Here is a 15,577-nt window from a genome sequence, read left to right as displayed (position 1 = left end):
AAAGGAAGCAATTTGCTTCCTTTTTTGTTTTAGAGTGTGTAAACAAAAAGCCCTTTAATAAGGGCTAAGTGCATTTAGGAGACTACACTTCAAATTCATAGAGTGCTGTAGACAAATAACGTTCGCCGTTATCTGGTGCTAAAGCAAGGACTTTCTTACCTGTACCTAATTTCTTGGCAACTTCAATTGCCCCGTAAATAGCTGCAGCTGAAGAAATCCCAACAAGGAAGCCTTCTTTTCCACCAATTTCACGGCCAAGAGCTAGAGCATCATCTGACGTTACGCGGACGATACCATCATAGGCCTTTGTGTCAAGTGTTTCAGGAATAAATCCAGCTGAGATGCCTTGAATTTTGTGAGGTCCTGGTTTTTCACCAGATAAGATCGCGGATTCATCTGCTTCTACTGCATAAACTTGAATGTTTGGATTTGCTGCTTTAAGAGCGTGAGAAACACCGGAGATCGTTCCACCGGTACCAACACCACCTACAAAGGCATCTAAACCATCAGAACCGAAAGCAGCTAGAATTTCAGCTCCTGTTGTCCTTTCGTGTACTTCAGGATTAGCTGGATTATTAAATTGGAGCGGAAGGAAGCCGTCACGTTCAGCAGCGATTTCCTGAGCTTTAGCAATAGCCCCTTTCATTCCTTCGCTACCAGGAGTAAGGACGAGTTCAGCACCATAAGCTTGGATAATCTTACGTCGTTCCACACTCATCGTTTCGGGCATGACGATAACAACTTTATATCCTTTAGCAGCACCTACCCAAGAAAGTCCGATACCAGTATTTCCACTAGTTGCTTCAACAATGGTAGCACCTGGTTTTAGAATACCATCTTGTTCCGCTTTTTCAATCATGCTAAGGGCAATGCGGTCTTTTACTGACGATCCAGGGTTAAAAGCTTCAAGTTTTACATAAACATCTGCAGCACCCTCTGGAACGATATTGTTGAGTTTAACAATTGGTGTTTGTCCGATTAGTTCAGTGATATTGTTATAAATAGTCATAGATGTACCTCTTTGTATAAGATGATACTAGTATAACGCGCTCTAGGCTATTTGTAAAATATAGAAATCCTATCGAAGCGATAGGATTTTTTTATATCAAAGCTCTAAGCCGTTAATTTTAATCGATTGTAATAAGCCAGTTCTAGTAAATAGGTGTAAAGAGGAAGGATATCCGTTTTCTTAGGAAATTCAAATTTGTGGTAACTAAAATGTTCATTATGTGCTTTTAGAAAGACATTTTCTAAATAAGTGATCGTAATCTCACTATCGTCTATAGCTGCTCCCGCAGTTTCCATTTCAACGTTGACAATGTTCATCAAAAAGAGTGACTTAACAGACATCTTGCGACCAGTAGCGCCTTGCTTATCTGTAAAGATGATACGAATATTTGTAAAGATGATTGCGTCGCGAATGAGCTTATATCCACTTTGGATTTCTTCATTCTCTAGTAGGTATTGACCGTATTCTTTGATAAGAGCTTCTTTGTTTTGCTCGCTGAAGTTACCAGCAAGTCCTTGAATAAATTTCCCAAACGCCATGTATTTCTCCTTTGTTTACACTAAGTTTACAGGGACTTCAACTTCTCGTAAACCTTGATCTGTTAAAGTAACCTTTCCATTAAAAAACTCCACAAGAGCAGCCTTGATATTTTCTTTCTCTTCTTTGTCAACATAAATCATTGTATCAACTTGATCTGTAAAGTTTGTATTCAGCTCCATGAGATTATGTTCTTTAAGGAAGTTACTGTACTCTTGGTATTGAGCGTAAGACATCTGAATGGCTATGCCAGCCTGCTCTTTGATTTCAATAATGCCAATTTCTTTGACTGCCAAGGCTACGCTTCCTGCATAAGCACGAATCAAACCACCAGCACCTAACTTAATCCCCCCAAAGTAGCGAGTAACCACTACGCAGACATTAGTAAGATTATGATTTTCTAAGACGCCAAGCATTGGGACTCCAGCGGTACCACTAGGCTCGCCATCATCACTCGTACGCTTGATCTCACTGCGTTCCCCTACAATAAAAGCAGAGCAGTTATGGGTGGCTTTGTAGTGTTCTTTTTTGATAGCAGTGATAAAGTCACGAGCCTCTTCTTCACTGTAGACACGCTTGGCGTGACAGATAAAGCGGGATTTTTTGATTTCTTCTTGGACTTGCCCGTCCTCTTTAATTGTTCTAAATTCCATGATTTAATTGTACTAAAAAAACACCTAAAGCGCTAGATTTTTACGAATAAAGAAGTATGAAAGTAAATCCAAATTATCTCGGTCGCTTGTTTACTGAGAAAGAATTAACTGAAGAAGAACGTCAGATGGGCGTGAAACTGCCAGCAATGAGAAAAGAGAAGGGGAAACTTTTCTGTCAACGTTGTAATAGTAGTATTCTAGAAGAATGGTATTTGCCTATCGGTGCTTACTATTGTAGGGAGTGTTTACTGATGAAGCGAGTCAGGAGTGATCAAGCTTTATACTATTTTCCGCAGGAGGATTTTCCGAAGCAAGATGTTCTCAAATGGCGTGGTCAGTTAACCCCTTTTCAGGAAAAGGTGTCAGAGGGATTGATTCGAGCAGTTGAAAAGAGAGAACCGACCTTAGTTCATGCTGTCACGGGAGCTGGAAAGACAGAGATGATTTATCAAGTTGTAGCCAAAGTGATTGACGATGGTGGTTCAGTGTGTTTGGCTAGTCCTCGAATTGATGTATGTTTAGAATTGTATAAGCGACTGCAGAATGACTTTGCTTGTGAGATAGCACTGCTTCATGGCGGAGCAGAGCCCTATTTTCGAACGCCACTAGTTGTTGCAACGACTCACCAGCTGTTAAAATTTCATCATGCTTTTGATTTGTTGATAGTGGATGAAGTAGATGCCTTTCCTTATGTTGACAATCCTGTGCTTTACTACGCTGTAAACAAGTGTGTAAAGGTTGAGGGGGTAAAGATATTTCTTACAGCGACTTCTACAGATGAGTTAGATAAGATGGTTCGCACAGGAGAATTAAAAAGGTTGAGCTTGCCAAGACGATTTCATGGAAATCCATTGATCATTCCAAAGCCAGTTTGGTTATCAGATTTTAATCGTTATTTAGATAAGAGCCAGTTGTCACCTAAGTTAAAGACATCTATTGAGAGGCAGAGAAGAACAGGTTATCCGTTGTTAATCTTTGCATCAGAAATTAAAAAAGGCGAGAAACTAAAAGAACTCTTGCAGGAACAGTTTCCAAATGAAACTATCGGCTTTGTTTCCTCTGTCACAGAAAATCGATTAGAGCAGGTGCAGGCTTTTCGAGATGGAGAGTTGACGATACTTATCAGTACGACAATTTTAGAGCGTGGAGTTACCTTCCCTTGTGTGGATGTTTTTGTAGTGGAGGCCAATCATCGTCTCTTTACCAAGTCTAGCTTGATTCAGATTGGTGGGCGAGTTGGGCGCAGTATGGATAGACCGACTGGTGAATTGCTCTTTTTTCATGATGGATTAAATACATCCATCAAAAAGGCAATCAAGGAAATCAAGCAGATGAACAAGGAGGCGGGATTATGAATTGTTTATTATGTGGCCAGTCAACAAAGAGTGACTTGACATTTAGTCACCTCTTACTGTTTAAGAATAAGCACAACTATCTTTGCTCAGCTTGTGATTCTACTTTTGAGAAGATTGGTGAAGACCATTGTCCAAACTGCATGAAAAGAGGGTTGTCAACCACGTGTCAAGATTGTGAACTTTGGTGTAAAGAAGGGATTCAAGTTAGCCATAAGGCGATATTCACCTACAATCAAGCTATGAAAGACTTTTTCAGTCGATATAAGTTTGATGGGGATTTTCTGCTTAGAAAGGTTTTTGCTCCTGTACTTGCAGATGAGTTGAAAAAGTATGGAGACTATGAATTTGTGCTAATTCCTCTAAGTCCTGAAAGATTGCTTGAGAGGGGATTTAATCAGGTTGAAGGTTTGGTTGAGGCGGCAGGATTTTCCTTTCAAGACTTACTAGGGAAAAGAGAGGAGAAGGCTAGTTCTTCTAAGAATCGCTCAGAACGATTAGCTACTGAAATTCCCTTTTATATTAAAACGGAAGCCCCTCTTCCTAAGAAGATTTTGGTTATTGATGACATCTATACGACAGGGGCGACTATCAATCGTGTGAAGCGAATTTTTGAAGAGGCAGGTGTATTGGAAGTCAAAACTTTTTCTCTTGTAAGATAAGGAAAAAATTTGCAAAATGAAAATGAAAGCGTTATAATATAGTTAGAAAAATAAAAATGTTTAGAAAGAAGGTACTTATATGATTAAATATAGTATCCGTGGTGAAAACCTAGAAGTAACAGAAGCAATTCGCAATTATGTAGTTTCTAAACTCGAAAAGATCGAAAAATATTTTCAACCTGAACAAGAGTTGGATGCACGTGTCAACTTGAAAGTTTACCGTGAAAAAACAGCAAAAGTTGAAGTAACAATTCCACTTGGCTCAATTACTCTTCGTGCAGAAGATATTTCTCAAGATATGTATGGTTCTATCGATCTTGTAACAGATAAAATTGAACGCCAGATTCGAAAAAATAAAACAAAAATCGAACGCAAGAATAAAAATAAAGTTGCAACAAGCCAACTCTTTACAGATGCTCTAGTTGAAGATGCAAATGTTGTGCAGCCAAAAGTGGTTCGTTCAAAACAAATTGATTTAAAACCAATGGATTTGGAAGAAGCTCTTCTTCAAATGGACTTGTTGGGACATGATTTCTTTATCTATGTAGACGTAGAAGATCAAACGACAAATGTTTTGTATCGTCGTGAAGATGGTGAAGTTGGTTTGCTAGAAGTTAAGGAATCATAAAATCTTGACAACTATGTAAAAGTGGTTTACACAATTGTAAACCACTTTTGTATTGCATCATTATACAAGGTATAAATGGAGATAGTCATGAAAGACGTGGTGATTGTTTCGGCGGTGCGAACTCCTTTAGGTTCCTTTGGTGGGAGCTTAAAGAATGTTTCTGCTGTTGATTTGGGCTCTTTGGTCATTAAGAGCGCTTTGGAAAAAGCGAATATTAAACCAGAGCAGGTAGATGAAGTGATTATGGGGAATGTCCTAGGCGCAGGTTTAGGCCAAAACGTGGCTCGCCAAATGAGCATTCAAGCGGGGCTCCCTGAATTTACACCAGCCTTTACCATTAATAAGGTTTGTGGTTCTGGGTTAAAAGCAGTTCAGTTAGCTGCTCAAGCGATTCAGTGCGGCGATGCAGATATTGTCGTGGCTGGTGGTGCAGAAAATATGAGTCAGGCTCCATATGTTTTGCCAAACTTCCGTTGGGGCGGCCGTATAGGCGATTCGAAAGTTGTAGATACCATGATTAAGGACGGTTTGTCTGATGCCTTTAACGAATACCATATGGGGATTACAGCTGAGAATGTGGCTGAAGAATATGGTATCAGTCGAGAAGAACAAGACGCTCTTGCTTTAGAATCACAAAAACGAGCAGTTGCGGCTATAGAATCCGGCCGCTTTAAGGAAGAGATTGTTCCAGTGGTCATTCCTCAACGCAAAGGCGATCCTATCGTCTTTGATACAGATGAATTTCCTAGAAAAGATGCTAGCTTGGAGAGTTTATCTAAGCTAGGTCCTGTTTTCAAAAAAGACGGTTCAGTTACAGCTGGTAATGCTTCAGGAATCAATGACGGGGCAGCAGCTGTCTTGGTCATGAGTGCTGAAAAAGCTGAAGAATTGGGACTTCCAGTCATTGCTCGCATTCGTTCGCATGCAAGTGCAGGTTTGGATCCTAAGATGATGGGATGTGGACCGATTTATGCGACTCGCAAGGCTCTTGAAAAAGGCAATTTGACAATTGATGATCTCGACTTGATCGAGTCAAATGAAGCCTTTGCTGCTCAGGCTTGTGCGGTTGGGAAAACACTTGGTTTCAACACAGATATTGTCAATGTCAATGGTGGTGCCATTGCTCTCGGTCACCCAATTGGGGCTTCTGGTTGCCGAATACTAGTGACGCTGGTACATGAGATGATGAAACGTGATGCTAAAACTGGGTTAGCGACTCTTTGTATCGGAGGAGGGATGGGAACAGCCCTCATCGTTGAACGTTAAGTGACAGTAACCAGAGTATATAGATGTGCAGGAGGATGGTTAGCTTATCCTCCTTTTTGCATTAAAACCATAAAAAAATCAATAAGGAAAAGGAGGCTGACCACTTTTTAAAGGTCGCTTTTTAAGGGCTTTTGTGATATAATAATGCGCAAGAGGTTTAGAATGAAAAAAAATAATTTAACTCCGATTTCTGCGGTTCTACTAGGGATTGCAACTTTCGGAACCTTAACAATGCTGATTATTTTTTCACAAAATAATGTTGTAACAATCAGTGCCCTGTTTTTATTTGTACTTCTTTATCTGCTTTTATTCATCTGGCAAAAAAAACAGTATGAAAAGAGCGAAATTGAACAAATCCAATACGTAAACCATCAAGCGGAAGATAGCTTGAACACGCTGCTTGATCAAATGCCAGTTGGTGTTCTGAAATTAGACTTATCTAGTGGCGAAGTCGAATGGTTTAATCCTTATGCTGAGTTGATTTTGACGACTGAAGAAGGCGAAATTGATGTTGACTTGATTCAAACCATTATCAAGGCTTCTGTGGGGAACCCTGGTTCTTACGCTACCCTAGGCGAAACACGCTATGCCGTTCATATGGACAAGGCTTCAGGTGTCCTGTATTTTTTTGACGTTTCAGGGGAATACGAAGCAACTGTCGAATTGGTAACCAGTCGACCAGTGATTGGGGTCATCTCGGTAGACAACTACGATGATTTAGAGGATGCAACATCCGAATCGGATATCAGTCATATCAATAGTTTTGTGGCAAATTTTGTTTCAGAGTTTGCTGGTCAATATGCTATGTTTTCTCGGCGTGTGGGGATGGATCGATTTTACCTATTTACTGATTACACGGTTCTTGAAGGCTTGATGAATGATAAATTCTCTGTGATTGATGCCTTTCGTGAGGAGTCAAAACAGAGACAGTTGCCATTGACCTTGAGCATGGGCTTTTCTTATGGTGATGGAAATCATGATGAGATAGGGAAAGTTGCTTTAAGGAACTTGAACTTAGCTGAGGTTCGTGGTGGGGACCAAGTGGTTGTCAAGGAAAATGATGAAACCAAGAACCCAATCTATTTTGGTGGTGGTTCCGCAGCCTCTGTTAAGAGAACGAGAACACGTACGAGGGCGATGATGACAGCTATTTCAGATAAGATTCGCAGTGTGGATCAGGTATTTGTAGTTGGTCATAAGAATCTGGATATGGATGCCTTGGGGTCTGCGGTTGGCATGCAGTTGTTTGCTAACAATATCACTGAAAATAGCTATGCTGTTTATGATGCAGAACAAATGTCGCCAGACATTGAGCGCGCCGTCAACTTCTTGGGGAAAGAAGGAGTCACTAAACTCTTGCCTCTTACAGATGCGATGAAGCTAGTTACAAACCGTTCATTATTGATTCTGGTGGATCATTCCAAGACGGCTTTGACTTTATCGAAAGATTTTTACGAACTGTTTACTCAAACCATTGTCATTGACCATCATAGACGTGATCAGGATTTTCCAGAGAATGCAGTAATCACCTATATCGAAAGTGGGGCAAGTAGTGCGAGTGAGTTGGTCACAGAGTTGATTCAGTTCCAAAATTCTAAGAAAAATCGTTTAAGTCGTATGCAGGCCAGTGTACTGATGGCTGGTATGATGCTGGATACCAAAAACTTTACGTCTCGAGTAACAAGTCGAACTTTTGATGTGGCTAGCTACCTTCGAACACGAGGAAGCGACAGCATCGCAATCCAGGAGATTGCTGCGACAGATTTTGAAGAATACCGCGAGGTAAATGAACTCATTTTACAGGGTCGTAAGTTGGGTTCAGATATCTTGATTGCCCAAGCTAAGGACTCAACGACTTATGACACAGTTGTTATCAGTAAGGCTGCCGATGCTATGTTGGCCATGTCTGGCATTGAGGCTAGTTTCGTTCTGGCAAAAAATACACAAGGCTTTATCTCTATATCAGCTCGAAGCCGTAGTAAAATCAATGTGCAACGGATTATGGAAGAACTGGGCGGTGGTGGTCACTTTAACCTAGCTGCTGCGCAAATCGAGAATATGAGTCTGTCAGAAGCAGGAGAAAAATTGACTCAACTTATTTTAGATGAATTAAAAGAAAAGGAGAAAGAAGAATGAAAGTAATCTTTTTAGCAGATGTCAAAGGAAAAGGGAAAAAAGGCGAAATCAAGGAAGTGCCAACTGGCTACGCTCAAAACTTCCTGATTAAAAAGAATTTGGCCAAGGAAGCAACTGCTCAAGCAGTGGGTGAATTGCGTGGAAAACAAAAATCAGAAGAAAAGGCTCATGCTGAAATGATTGCTGAAGCAAAAGCCATCAAAGCCAAGCTTGAAGCTGAAGAGACTGTTGTAGAGTTCGTTGAAAAGGTTGGCCCAGATGGTCGTACCTTTGGCTCTATCACCAACAAGAAAATTGCAGAAGAACTGCAAAAGCAATTTGGAATTAATATTGACAAACGTCACATTCAAGTAAAGGCACCAATTCGAGCAGTAGGTTTGATTGATGTACCAGTGAAAATCTACCAAGATGTTACAAGTGTCATCAATCTTCGTGTAAAAGAAGGTTAAGTTTACAACTTCTTGACAAGATTGTAAAAGGAAGGGAAGTCGGATGGTAGAAGTAGAGGAACTGCGAGTTCAACCTCAGGATATTTTGGCAGAGCAATCTGTTCTGGGGGCTATTTTTATAGATGAGAGCAAACTCGTTTTTGTCCGAGAATATATTGATTCTCGAGACTTCTTTAAGTATGCTCATCGGTTGATTTTCCAAGCGATGGTAGATTTGTCGGATCGTGGGGAAGCGATTGATGCGACAACGGTTCGGACAATTTTGGATAGCCAAGGGGATCTCCAAAATATTGGTGGCTTATCCTATCTTGTTGAAATTGTCAACTCTGTACCAACTTCTGCCAATGCAGAGTATTACGCTAAAATCGTTGCAGAAAAGGCTATGCTACGTCGCTTGATTTCCAAGTTGACAGAGTCTGTCAACCAAGCCTATGAGGCCTCTAAGCCTGCAGATGAAATCATTGCTCAAGCTGAAAAGGGCCTCATTGATGTCAGTGAAAACGCCAATCGTAGTGGTTTCAAGAACATCCGTGATATTCTAAATATCAACTTTGGGAACCTAGAAGTTCGGTCACAACAAACAACGGATATCACAGGTATTGCGACAGGCTACCGTGATTTAGATCATATGACGACTGGATTGCATGAGGAAGAACTAATTATCATCGCAGCTCGTCCAGCGGTTGGTAAGACAGCCTTTGCCTTGAACATTGCTCAGAATATCGGAACCAAATTGGACAAGACTGTAGCCATCTTTTCACTAGAAATGGGTGCAGAAAGCCTAGTAGACCGTATGTTGGCAGCAGAAGGCTTGGTGGAGTCCCATTCTATCCGTACGGGTCAATTGACCGATGAGGAATGGCAAAAGTACACGATTGCCCAAGGAAATTTAGCCAACGCGAGTATCTATATCGATGATACTCCAGGGATTCGGATTACGGAAATTCGTTCTCGTTCTCGTAAACTGGCTCAAGAAACAGGCAATCTTGGTTTGATTTTGATAGACTATTTGCAGCTTATCACAGGGACTGGTCGCGAGAACCGCCAACAAGAAGTTTCTGAAATTTCTCGTCAGTTGAAAATTCTAGCTAAGGAATTGAAAGTTCCAGTCATTGCTCTTAGTCAGTTATCTCGTGGAGTGGAACAGCGTCAGGATAAGAGACCAGTCTTGTCTGATATTCGTGAATCGGGTTCTATCGAGCAGGATGCGGATATCGTAGCCTTTCTATACCGTGACGACTACTATGATCGTGCGGGTGAAGAAGAGGAAGGAATTCCAAATAACAAGGTTGAGGTTATCATTGAGAAAAACCGTAGTGGAGCTCGTGGAACGGTGGAATTGATTTTCCAAAAAGAATACAATAAATTTTCAAGTATCTCAAAGAGGGAGGCATAAGATGTCAGATGCATTTACAGATGTAGCCAAGATGAAAAAAATCAAAGAAGAGATCAAGGCGCATGAGGGACAAGTCGTTGAAATGACTTTAGAGAATGGCCGTAAGCGCCAAAAAAATAGATTGGGTAAGCTAATTGAGGTTTATCCGTCCCTATTTATCGTTGAATTTGGGGATGTTGAGGGAGACAAACAAGCTAACGTCTATGTTGAATCCTTCACCTACTCAGATATCTTAACAGAGAAGAATTTGATTCGCTATCTAGACCAAGAATCCTAAAATGAAGTGAGCTTTGCTCACTTTTTTCTTTTTCTCCCGAATAGTATAAAGGAGGGTAACCTCGGAAATTTATATTATTAAGGAGAATGAATGACGTTTTTAAAATCAGAAGTTAAGAAGAGTGGATATACTCAGTTGGGTGTAGGGCTGGCTACTTTGTTGGTTACGAGTGCTTTTTTGTTTGGTGGTGAATCGGTTCAGGCTGACAGTGTAGCGCGTGGTGATGACTATCCGCTTCACTACAAAAATGGCAGTGTTGAAATCGACCAGTGGCGGATGTATTCTCGCCAGTGTACGTCTTTTGCGGCCTTTCGTTTGAGTAGTGTAAATGGCTTTGAGATTCCGCCTGCTTATGGAAATGCAAATGAATGGGGGCACCGCGCAAAGCGAGAAGGCTACCGTGTTGACACGAAGCCAGAAGTTGGGGCTATTGCTTGGTCGACAGAAGGTTATTATGGGCATGTGGCCTGGGTATCAAATGTATCAGGAGATACGATTGAGATCGAAGAGTATAACTATGGTGTTAGGGAGAAATACAATCGTCGAAGCGTAAAAGCTAGCTCTATGACAGGCTTTATTCATTTTAAGGACTTGGTAGGGAATGGTGGTAGAACTGGAAATCCTATTAGGTCAGGGTTGGCGTCTAGTGGGACTCACACGTTTACTCAAAAATCTGCCATTCGAAACCAGCCGTCAAGTACAGCACAAGTTATTGACTACTACTATCCTGGTGAAAATGTTAGCTACGATCAAATCGTAGAAAAGGACGGTTATAAGTGGTTTAGTTACCTGTCCTATAGTGGAATGAGGAGATACATCCAGTATATGGAAACAGAATCGGTGGAGAATGGTTGGAAGAAGCAAAACGGTATTTGGAATTACCGTGAGAACGGGGAACTCGCAACTGGTTGGAAGAAAATAAATGGCAGTTGGTATCACTTTAAAGACAATGGAACCATGTCAACAGGTTGGGTGAAGGATAGTTCGCATTGGTACTATCTAAAGGCATCAGGGGAGATGCAGACAGGATGGCTCAAGGAAAATGGAACATGGTATTATTTGGAGAGCTCAGGGGCTATGAAGTCTAGTCAGTGGTTCCAGGTAGGAGGAAAGTATTACTATGTCAATGCTTCAGGGGCTTTAGCAGTGAATACCACTGTGGATGGCTATCGAGTGGATAGTAATGGAGCTAGAATCTAGAAAGAATATAAAAAAGAGTACTTCACTACCATTTGCCTATTCTTTCCGATGGTATTTTTCCCCTCTTTCCTTTATAATGGGTGTATGGACAAGAAAAAATTATTATTAATTGATGGATCTTCTGTTGCCTTTCGAGCTTTTTTTGCGCTCTATCAGCAGCTGGATCGATTTAAAAATGCTAATGGTCTTCATACCAATGCAATCTACGGTTTTCAACTCATGTTGAATCACGTCTTGGAGCGGGTTGAGCCCAGTCATGTTTTGGTAGCTTTTGATGCAGGTAAGACGACTTTCCGTACAGAGATGTATGCAGACTACAAGGGCGGTCGCGCGAAAACTCCAGATGAGTTTCGTGAGCAATTTCCCTTCATTCGTGAGTTGCTAGACCATCTTGGGATTCGCCACTATGAGCTACCCCAGTATGAAGCCGATGATATCATCGGGACCCTAGGTCGCTTGGCTGAGAAGGATTCTTTTGATGTGACAATTGTTAGCGGAGATAAGGATTTGATCCAGTTGACGGATGAGCATACGGTGGTCGAGATTTCCAAGAAAGGTGTGGCTGAGTTTGAGGCATTTACGCCAGGCTATCTTATGGAAAAGATGGGCATTACCCCAGCTCAGTTTATCGATCTCAAGGCCCTGATGGGGGATAAGTCTGATAATATCCCTGGTGTCACGAAAATCGGTGAAAAGACGGGTATCAAGCTCTTGCTAGAACACGGTTCGCTTGAGGGTATTTATGAAAATATTGATGGGATGAAGGCTTCTAAGATGAAGGAAAATCTCATCAATGACAAGGAACAAGCCTTCCTGTCTAAAACCTTGGCGACCATTGAGACTCAGGCACCGATTGAGATTGGCCTTGATGATTTGGTCTATAATGGCCCAGATGTGGAAAATCTCGGGAAATTCTACGATGAGATGGGTTTCAAACAGCTCAAACAAGCTCTAAATGTTTCGTCGAAGGATGCGCCTGAGAGCTTGGATTTCACTATCGTTGACCAAGTCAGTCAAGACATGCTGAGTGCGGATTCTATCTTCCACTTTGAACTCTTTGGCGAGAACTACCATACAGATGATTTGGTTGGTTTTGCATGGTCTTGTGGGGATAAACTCTACGCTACAGATAAACTTGAGCTCTTGCAGGAGCCGATTCTCAAGGAATTTCTAGAAAAAACACCTCTGAAAGTGTATGACTTTAAGAAAGCTAAGGTTCTTTTAAATCGCTTGGGCTTGAATCTCCAGGCCCCTGCTTTTGACAGTCGTTTGGCCAAATACCTCCTCTCTACTGTCGAGAATAATGAAATCTCAACCATTGCGAATCTCTACGGCCAGACTTATTTGGTCGATGATGAGACGTTCTACGGTAAGGGTGTTAAGAAAGCTATCCCTGAGAGAGAGAAATTCTTGGAGCACTTGGCTCGCAAGGTTGCTGTATTGGTTGAGACTGAGCCTGTTTTACTTGAAAAACTCAGTGAACATGGGCAGTTAGATCTCCTCTATGACATGGAGCAACCTCTGGCTTTTGTCCTTGCCAAGATGGAAATCGCTGGAATCAAGGTCAAAAAAGAAACCCTGCTTGAGATGCAGGCTGAAAATGAGGTCGTCATTGAAAAACTGACTCAAGAGATTTATGAGCTAGCTGGTGAGGAGTTTAATATTAACTCGCCTAAGCAGTTGGGCGTGCTGCTCTTTGAAAAGCTTGGTCTTCCTCTAGAATATACTAAGAAAACCAAGACAGGTTACTCGACAGCCGTGGATGTGCTAGAGCGTCTGGCTCCTATTGCGCCAATTGTTAAGAAAATTCTCGATTACCGTCAGATTGCGAAGATTCAATCGACTTACGTGGTTGGTTTGCAGGACTGGATTTTAGATGATGGCAAGATTCACACACGCTATGTGCAGGATTTGACTCAGACAGGGCGTCTGTCTAGTGTGGATCCAAACTTGCAAAATATTCCTGTTCGTTTGGAACAAGGTCGCCTCATTCGTAAGGCTTTTGTGCCAGAGTGGGAGGATAGTGTACTACTCAGTTCGGACTATTCACAGATTGAATTGCGCGTCTTGGCACATATCTCTAAGGATGAGCACTTAATCAAAGCCTTCCAAGAGGGGGCAGATATCCATACTTCAACAGCTATGCGTGTCTTTGGAATTGAACGCCCTGAGGATGTGACTCCAAACGACCGTCGCAATGCCAAGGCGGTTAATTTCGGAGTGGTTTACGGGATTTCAGACTTTGGCTTGGCAAACAATCTTGGTATTAGTCGTAAGAAGGCCAAAGCCTACATTGATACCTATTTTGAACGTTTTCCTGGGATCAAAAACTATATGGAAGAAGTGGTACGTGAGGCGCGTGATAAGGGCTATGTAGAGACCCTCTTCAAGCGTCGTCGCGAGTTGCCAGATATCAATTCGCGCAACTTCAATATTCGTGGTTTTGCGGAGCGGACAGCTATCAACTCCCCTATCCAGGGATCTGCAGCAGATATTCTCAAGATTGCGATGATCCAGCTAGACAAAGCTCTAGTTGAGGGTGGTTATCAGACCAAGATGCTCTTGCAAGTGCATGATGAAATCGTCCTTGAAGTTCCGAAATCAGAACTAGCAGCTGTCAAAGTACTAGTGAAACAAACCATGGAAGAAGCCATCCAGCTCAGTGTTCCCCTCATCGCTGATGAGAATGAAGGAGCAACTTGGTACGAGGCTAAATAAGAAAGATATGATAGAGTTTGAAGCATTTGTCTTCAAACTCTTTTTCAAGACTTTCTGTAAGCAGTTTCCTTGACTTATCCTTGCTTTTGCGTTATCATATGTCCATATAAGATACGGGAGTCTGTGTACAGTCTGAGAGGAAGTGTTAAACTTCGACCGCACCTGATCTGGGTAATGCCAGCGTAGGGAAGGATACTTAGTCGAATTCTGCACCTTTTCCGTATATATGGTAAAGGTTTTTCTTTTTGTCAAAAGGAAACCTGAGAAGAGGAGGTTTTTATGAAAGCAAGCATTGCCTTGCAAGTCTTACCCCTATCACAGGGGATTGATCGAATTGCTATTATCGATCAAGTGATTGCTTATCTGCAAGCTCAGTCCGTGACCATGGTGGTGACACCTTTTGAAACGGTTTTGGAAGGAGAGTTTGATGAGCTTATGCGCATTCTCAAAGAAGCGCTTGAAGTGGCCGGACAGGAGGCAGATAATGTCTTTGCCAATGTCAAAATAAATGTAGGAGAGATTTTAAGCATCGATGAGAAACTTGAAAAGTATGATGAGACGACAGATTAGTCTTTTGGGATTTCTCGGAGTCTTGTCGGTCTGGCAGTTAGCAGGAATATTCAAACTTTTACCCAAGTTTATCCTGCCGACCCCTCTTGAAATTCTCCAGGCCTTTGTTCGTGACAGAGAATTTCTTTGGCACCATAGCTGGGCGACCTTGAGAGTGGCTTTACTGGGTCTAGTCTTGGGAGTCTTGATTGCCTGTCTCATGGCTGTGCTTATGGACAGTTTGACTTGGCTCAATGATCTTATCTACCCTATGATGGTGGTTGTGCAGACCATTCCGACTATTGCCATAGCTCCTATCTTGGTCTTGTGGCTAGGTTATGGGATTTTGCCCAAGATTGTCTTGATTATTTTGACGACAACCTTTCCTATCATAGTCAGTATTTTGGATGGTTTTAGACATTGTGACAAGGATATGTTGACCTTGTTTAGTCTGATGCGAGCAAACCCTTGGCAAATCCTTTGGCATTTTAAAATCCCAGTCAGCCTGCCCTACTTTTATGCAGGTCTGAGGGTCAGTGTCTCCTACGCCTTTATCACAACAGTGGTATCTGAGTGGTTGGGAGGCTTTGAAGGACTAGGTGTTTACATGATTCAGTCAAAGAAACTGTTTCAGTATGATACCATGTTTGCGATTATTATTCTGGTGTCGCTCATCAGCCTTCTAGGAATGAAGCTGGTCGATATTAGTGAAAAATATGTGATTAAATGGAAACGTCCATAGAAG

15 protein-coding genes are annotated in these 15,577 nt (G+C 41.7%); 12 read left to right on the top strand and 3 right to left on the bottom strand.

The window, feature by feature from the left end:
* Nucleotides 1-82: 82 nt before the first annotated feature.
* The 3 genes from cysK to D8862_RS05385 form a co-directional block, all read right to left on the bottom strand.
* Nucleotides 83-1,009 (bottom strand): cysteine synthase A, encoded by a 927-nt coding sequence (gene cysK, locus D8862_RS05395; RefSeq protein WP_000158478.1) that lies wholly within the window; start codon nt 1,007-1,009, stop codon nt 83-85.
* 104 nt (nt 1,010-1,113) lie between these two features.
* The gene (locus D8862_RS05390) at nt 1,114-1,548 is read right to left on the bottom strand and encodes a PH domain-containing protein (RefSeq protein ID WP_125449121.1); all 435 of its coding nucleotides are present in this window, start codon (nt 1,546-1,548) and stop codon (nt 1,114-1,116) included.
* Between the two features lie 15 nt (nt 1,549-1,563).
* On the bottom strand, nt 1,564-2,199 hold the full coding sequence (locus tag D8862_RS05385) for a YigZ family protein (RefSeq protein ID WP_125449119.1): 636 nt from the start codon (nt 2,197-2,199) through the stop codon (nt 1,564-1,566).
* 56 nt (nt 2,200-2,255) lie between these two features.
* Between D8862_RS05385 and D8862_RS05380 the strand changes: the two genes are divergently transcribed.
* The 12 genes from D8862_RS05380 (at nt 2,256) to D8862_RS05325 (ending at nt 15,574) form a co-directional block, all read left to right on the top strand.
* Entirely contained in the window at nt 2,256-3,554 is a 1,299-nt protein-coding gene (locus D8862_RS05380) for an ATP-dependent helicase ComFA (protein ID WP_125449117.1), read from the top strand.
* Complete coding sequence (locus D8862_RS05375; protein ID WP_125449115.1) at nt 3,551-4,213, top strand: ComF family protein; 663 nt, start codon at nt 3,551-3,553, stop codon at nt 4,211-4,213. The genes D8862_RS05380 and D8862_RS05375 overlap by 4 nt, the downstream gene beginning before the upstream one ends.
* Before the next feature lie 79 nt (nt 4,214-4,292).
* Nucleotides 4,293-4,841, top strand: a complete 549-nt coding sequence (hpf, locus tag D8862_RS05370) for a ribosome hibernation-promoting factor, HPF/YfiA family (RefSeq protein WP_000599119.1) — start codon at nt 4,293-4,295, stop codon at nt 4,839-4,841.
* Between the two features lie 87 nt (nt 4,842-4,928).
* Nucleotides 4,929-6,107: an acetyl-CoA C-acetyltransferase gene (locus D8862_RS05365; protein ID WP_125449113.1), complete on the top strand. Its 1,179-nt coding sequence runs from the start codon at nt 4,929-4,931 to the stop codon at nt 6,105-6,107.
* Nucleotides 6,108-6,269: 162 nt separating this feature from the next.
* Nucleotides 6,270-8,243 carry a DHH family phosphoesterase gene (locus D8862_RS05360; RefSeq protein ID WP_125449111.1) on the top strand — a complete coding sequence of 658 codons (1,974 nt, stop codon included), beginning with the start codon at nt 6,270-6,272 and terminating at the stop codon, nt 8,241-8,243.
* Nucleotides 8,240-8,692, top strand: a complete 453-nt coding sequence (gene rplI, locus D8862_RS05355) for a 50S ribosomal protein L9 (protein ID WP_000864212.1) — start codon at nt 8,240-8,242, stop codon at nt 8,690-8,692. Before D8862_RS05360 ends, rplI begins: the two co-directional genes overlap by 4 nt.
* A gap of 43 nt (nt 8,693-8,735) precedes the next feature.
* Nucleotides 8,736-10,088, top strand: coding sequence for a replicative DNA helicase (dnaB, locus tag D8862_RS05350; protein WP_125449109.1), 1,353 nt, complete (start codon nt 8,736-8,738; stop codon nt 10,086-10,088).
* A 1-nt stretch (nt 10,089) separates the two neighbouring features.
* Nucleotides 10,090-10,365: a Veg family protein gene (locus D8862_RS05345; RefSeq protein WP_001278166.1), complete on the top strand. Its 276-nt coding sequence runs from the start codon at nt 10,090-10,092 to the stop codon at nt 10,363-10,365.
* 90 nt (nt 10,366-10,455) lie between these two features.
* Nucleotides 10,456-11,565, top strand: a complete 1,110-nt coding sequence (locus D8862_RS05340) for an SH3 domain-containing protein (RefSeq protein ID WP_125449107.1) — start codon at nt 10,456-10,458, stop codon at nt 11,563-11,565.
* Nucleotides 11,566-11,649: 84 nt separating this feature from the next.
* Nucleotides 11,650-14,283 carry a DNA polymerase I gene (gene polA, locus D8862_RS05335; protein ID WP_125449105.1) on the top strand — a complete coding sequence of 878 codons (2,634 nt, stop codon included), beginning with the start codon at nt 11,650-11,652 and terminating at the stop codon, nt 14,281-14,283.
* Nucleotides 14,284-14,562: 279 nt separating this feature from the next.
* Complete coding sequence (locus tag D8862_RS05330) at nt 14,563-14,853, top strand: thiamine-binding protein (protein WP_000647673.1); 291 nt, start codon at nt 14,563-14,565, stop codon at nt 14,851-14,853.
* A complete protein-coding gene (locus tag D8862_RS05325) occupies nt 14,816-15,574 on the top strand; it encodes an ABC transporter permease (protein WP_084975925.1) in 759 nt (252 codons plus the stop codon). The genes D8862_RS05330 and D8862_RS05325 overlap by 38 nt, the downstream gene beginning before the upstream one ends.
* The last annotated feature ends 3 nt before the right edge of the window (nt 15,575-15,577 follow it).

The organism is Streptococcus oralis (assembly GCF_003942585.1).
In the GTDB taxonomy this organism is placed as follows: Bacteria; Bacillota; Bacilli; order Lactobacillales; family Streptococcaceae; genus Streptococcus; species Streptococcus oralis_BE.
The sequence above is the reverse complement of the archived record's forward strand: the minus strand, read 5'-3'. Positions and strand labels throughout refer to the sequence as shown.

Excerpts from the sequence above, each read along its gene's own strand:
- cysK (WP_000158478.1), bottom strand. The coding sequence starts at position 1,009 with ATGACTATTTATAACAATATCACTGAACTAATCGGACAAACACCAATT.
- D8862_RS05390 (WP_125449121.1), bottom strand. The coding sequence starts at position 1,548 with ATGGCGTTTGGGAAATTTATTCAAGGACTTGCTGGTAACTTCAGCGAG.
- D8862_RS05385 (WP_125449119.1), bottom strand. The coding sequence starts at position 2,199 with ATGGAATTTAGAACAATTAAAGAGGACGGGCAAGTCCAAGAAGAAATC.
- D8862_RS05380 (WP_125449117.1), top strand. The coding sequence starts at position 2,256 with ATGAAAGTAAATCCAAATTATCTCGGTCGCTTGTTTACTGAGAAAGAA.
- D8862_RS05375 (WP_125449115.1), top strand. The coding sequence starts at position 3,551 with ATGAATTGTTTATTATGTGGCCAGTCAACAAAGAGTGACTTGACATTT.
- hpf (WP_000599119.1), top strand. The coding sequence starts at position 4,293 with ATGATTAAATATAGTATCCGTGGTGAAAACCTAGAAGTAACAGAAGCA.
- D8862_RS05365 (WP_125449113.1), top strand. The coding sequence starts at position 4,929 with ATGAAAGACGTGGTGATTGTTTCGGCGGTGCGAACTCCTTTAGGTTCC.
- D8862_RS05360 (WP_125449111.1), top strand. The coding sequence starts at position 6,270 with ATGAAAAAAAATAATTTAACTCCGATTTCTGCGGTTCTACTAGGGATT.
- rplI (WP_000864212.1), top strand. The coding sequence starts at position 8,240 with ATGAAAGTAATCTTTTTAGCAGATGTCAAAGGAAAAGGGAAAAAAGGC.
- dnaB (WP_125449109.1), top strand. The coding sequence starts at position 8,736 with ATGGTAGAAGTAGAGGAACTGCGAGTTCAACCTCAGGATATTTTGGCA.
- D8862_RS05345 (WP_001278166.1), top strand. The coding sequence starts at position 10,090 with ATGTCAGATGCATTTACAGATGTAGCCAAGATGAAAAAAATCAAAGAA.
- D8862_RS05340 (WP_125449107.1), top strand. The coding sequence starts at position 10,456 with ATGACGTTTTTAAAATCAGAAGTTAAGAAGAGTGGATATACTCAGTTG.
- polA (WP_125449105.1), top strand. The coding sequence starts at position 11,650 with ATGGACAAGAAAAAATTATTATTAATTGATGGATCTTCTGTTGCCTTT.
- D8862_RS05330 (WP_000647673.1), top strand. The coding sequence starts at position 14,563 with ATGAAAGCAAGCATTGCCTTGCAAGTCTTACCCCTATCACAGGGGATT.
- D8862_RS05325 (WP_084975925.1), top strand. The coding sequence starts at position 14,816 with ATGAGAAACTTGAAAAGTATGATGAGACGACAGATTAGTCTTTTGGGA.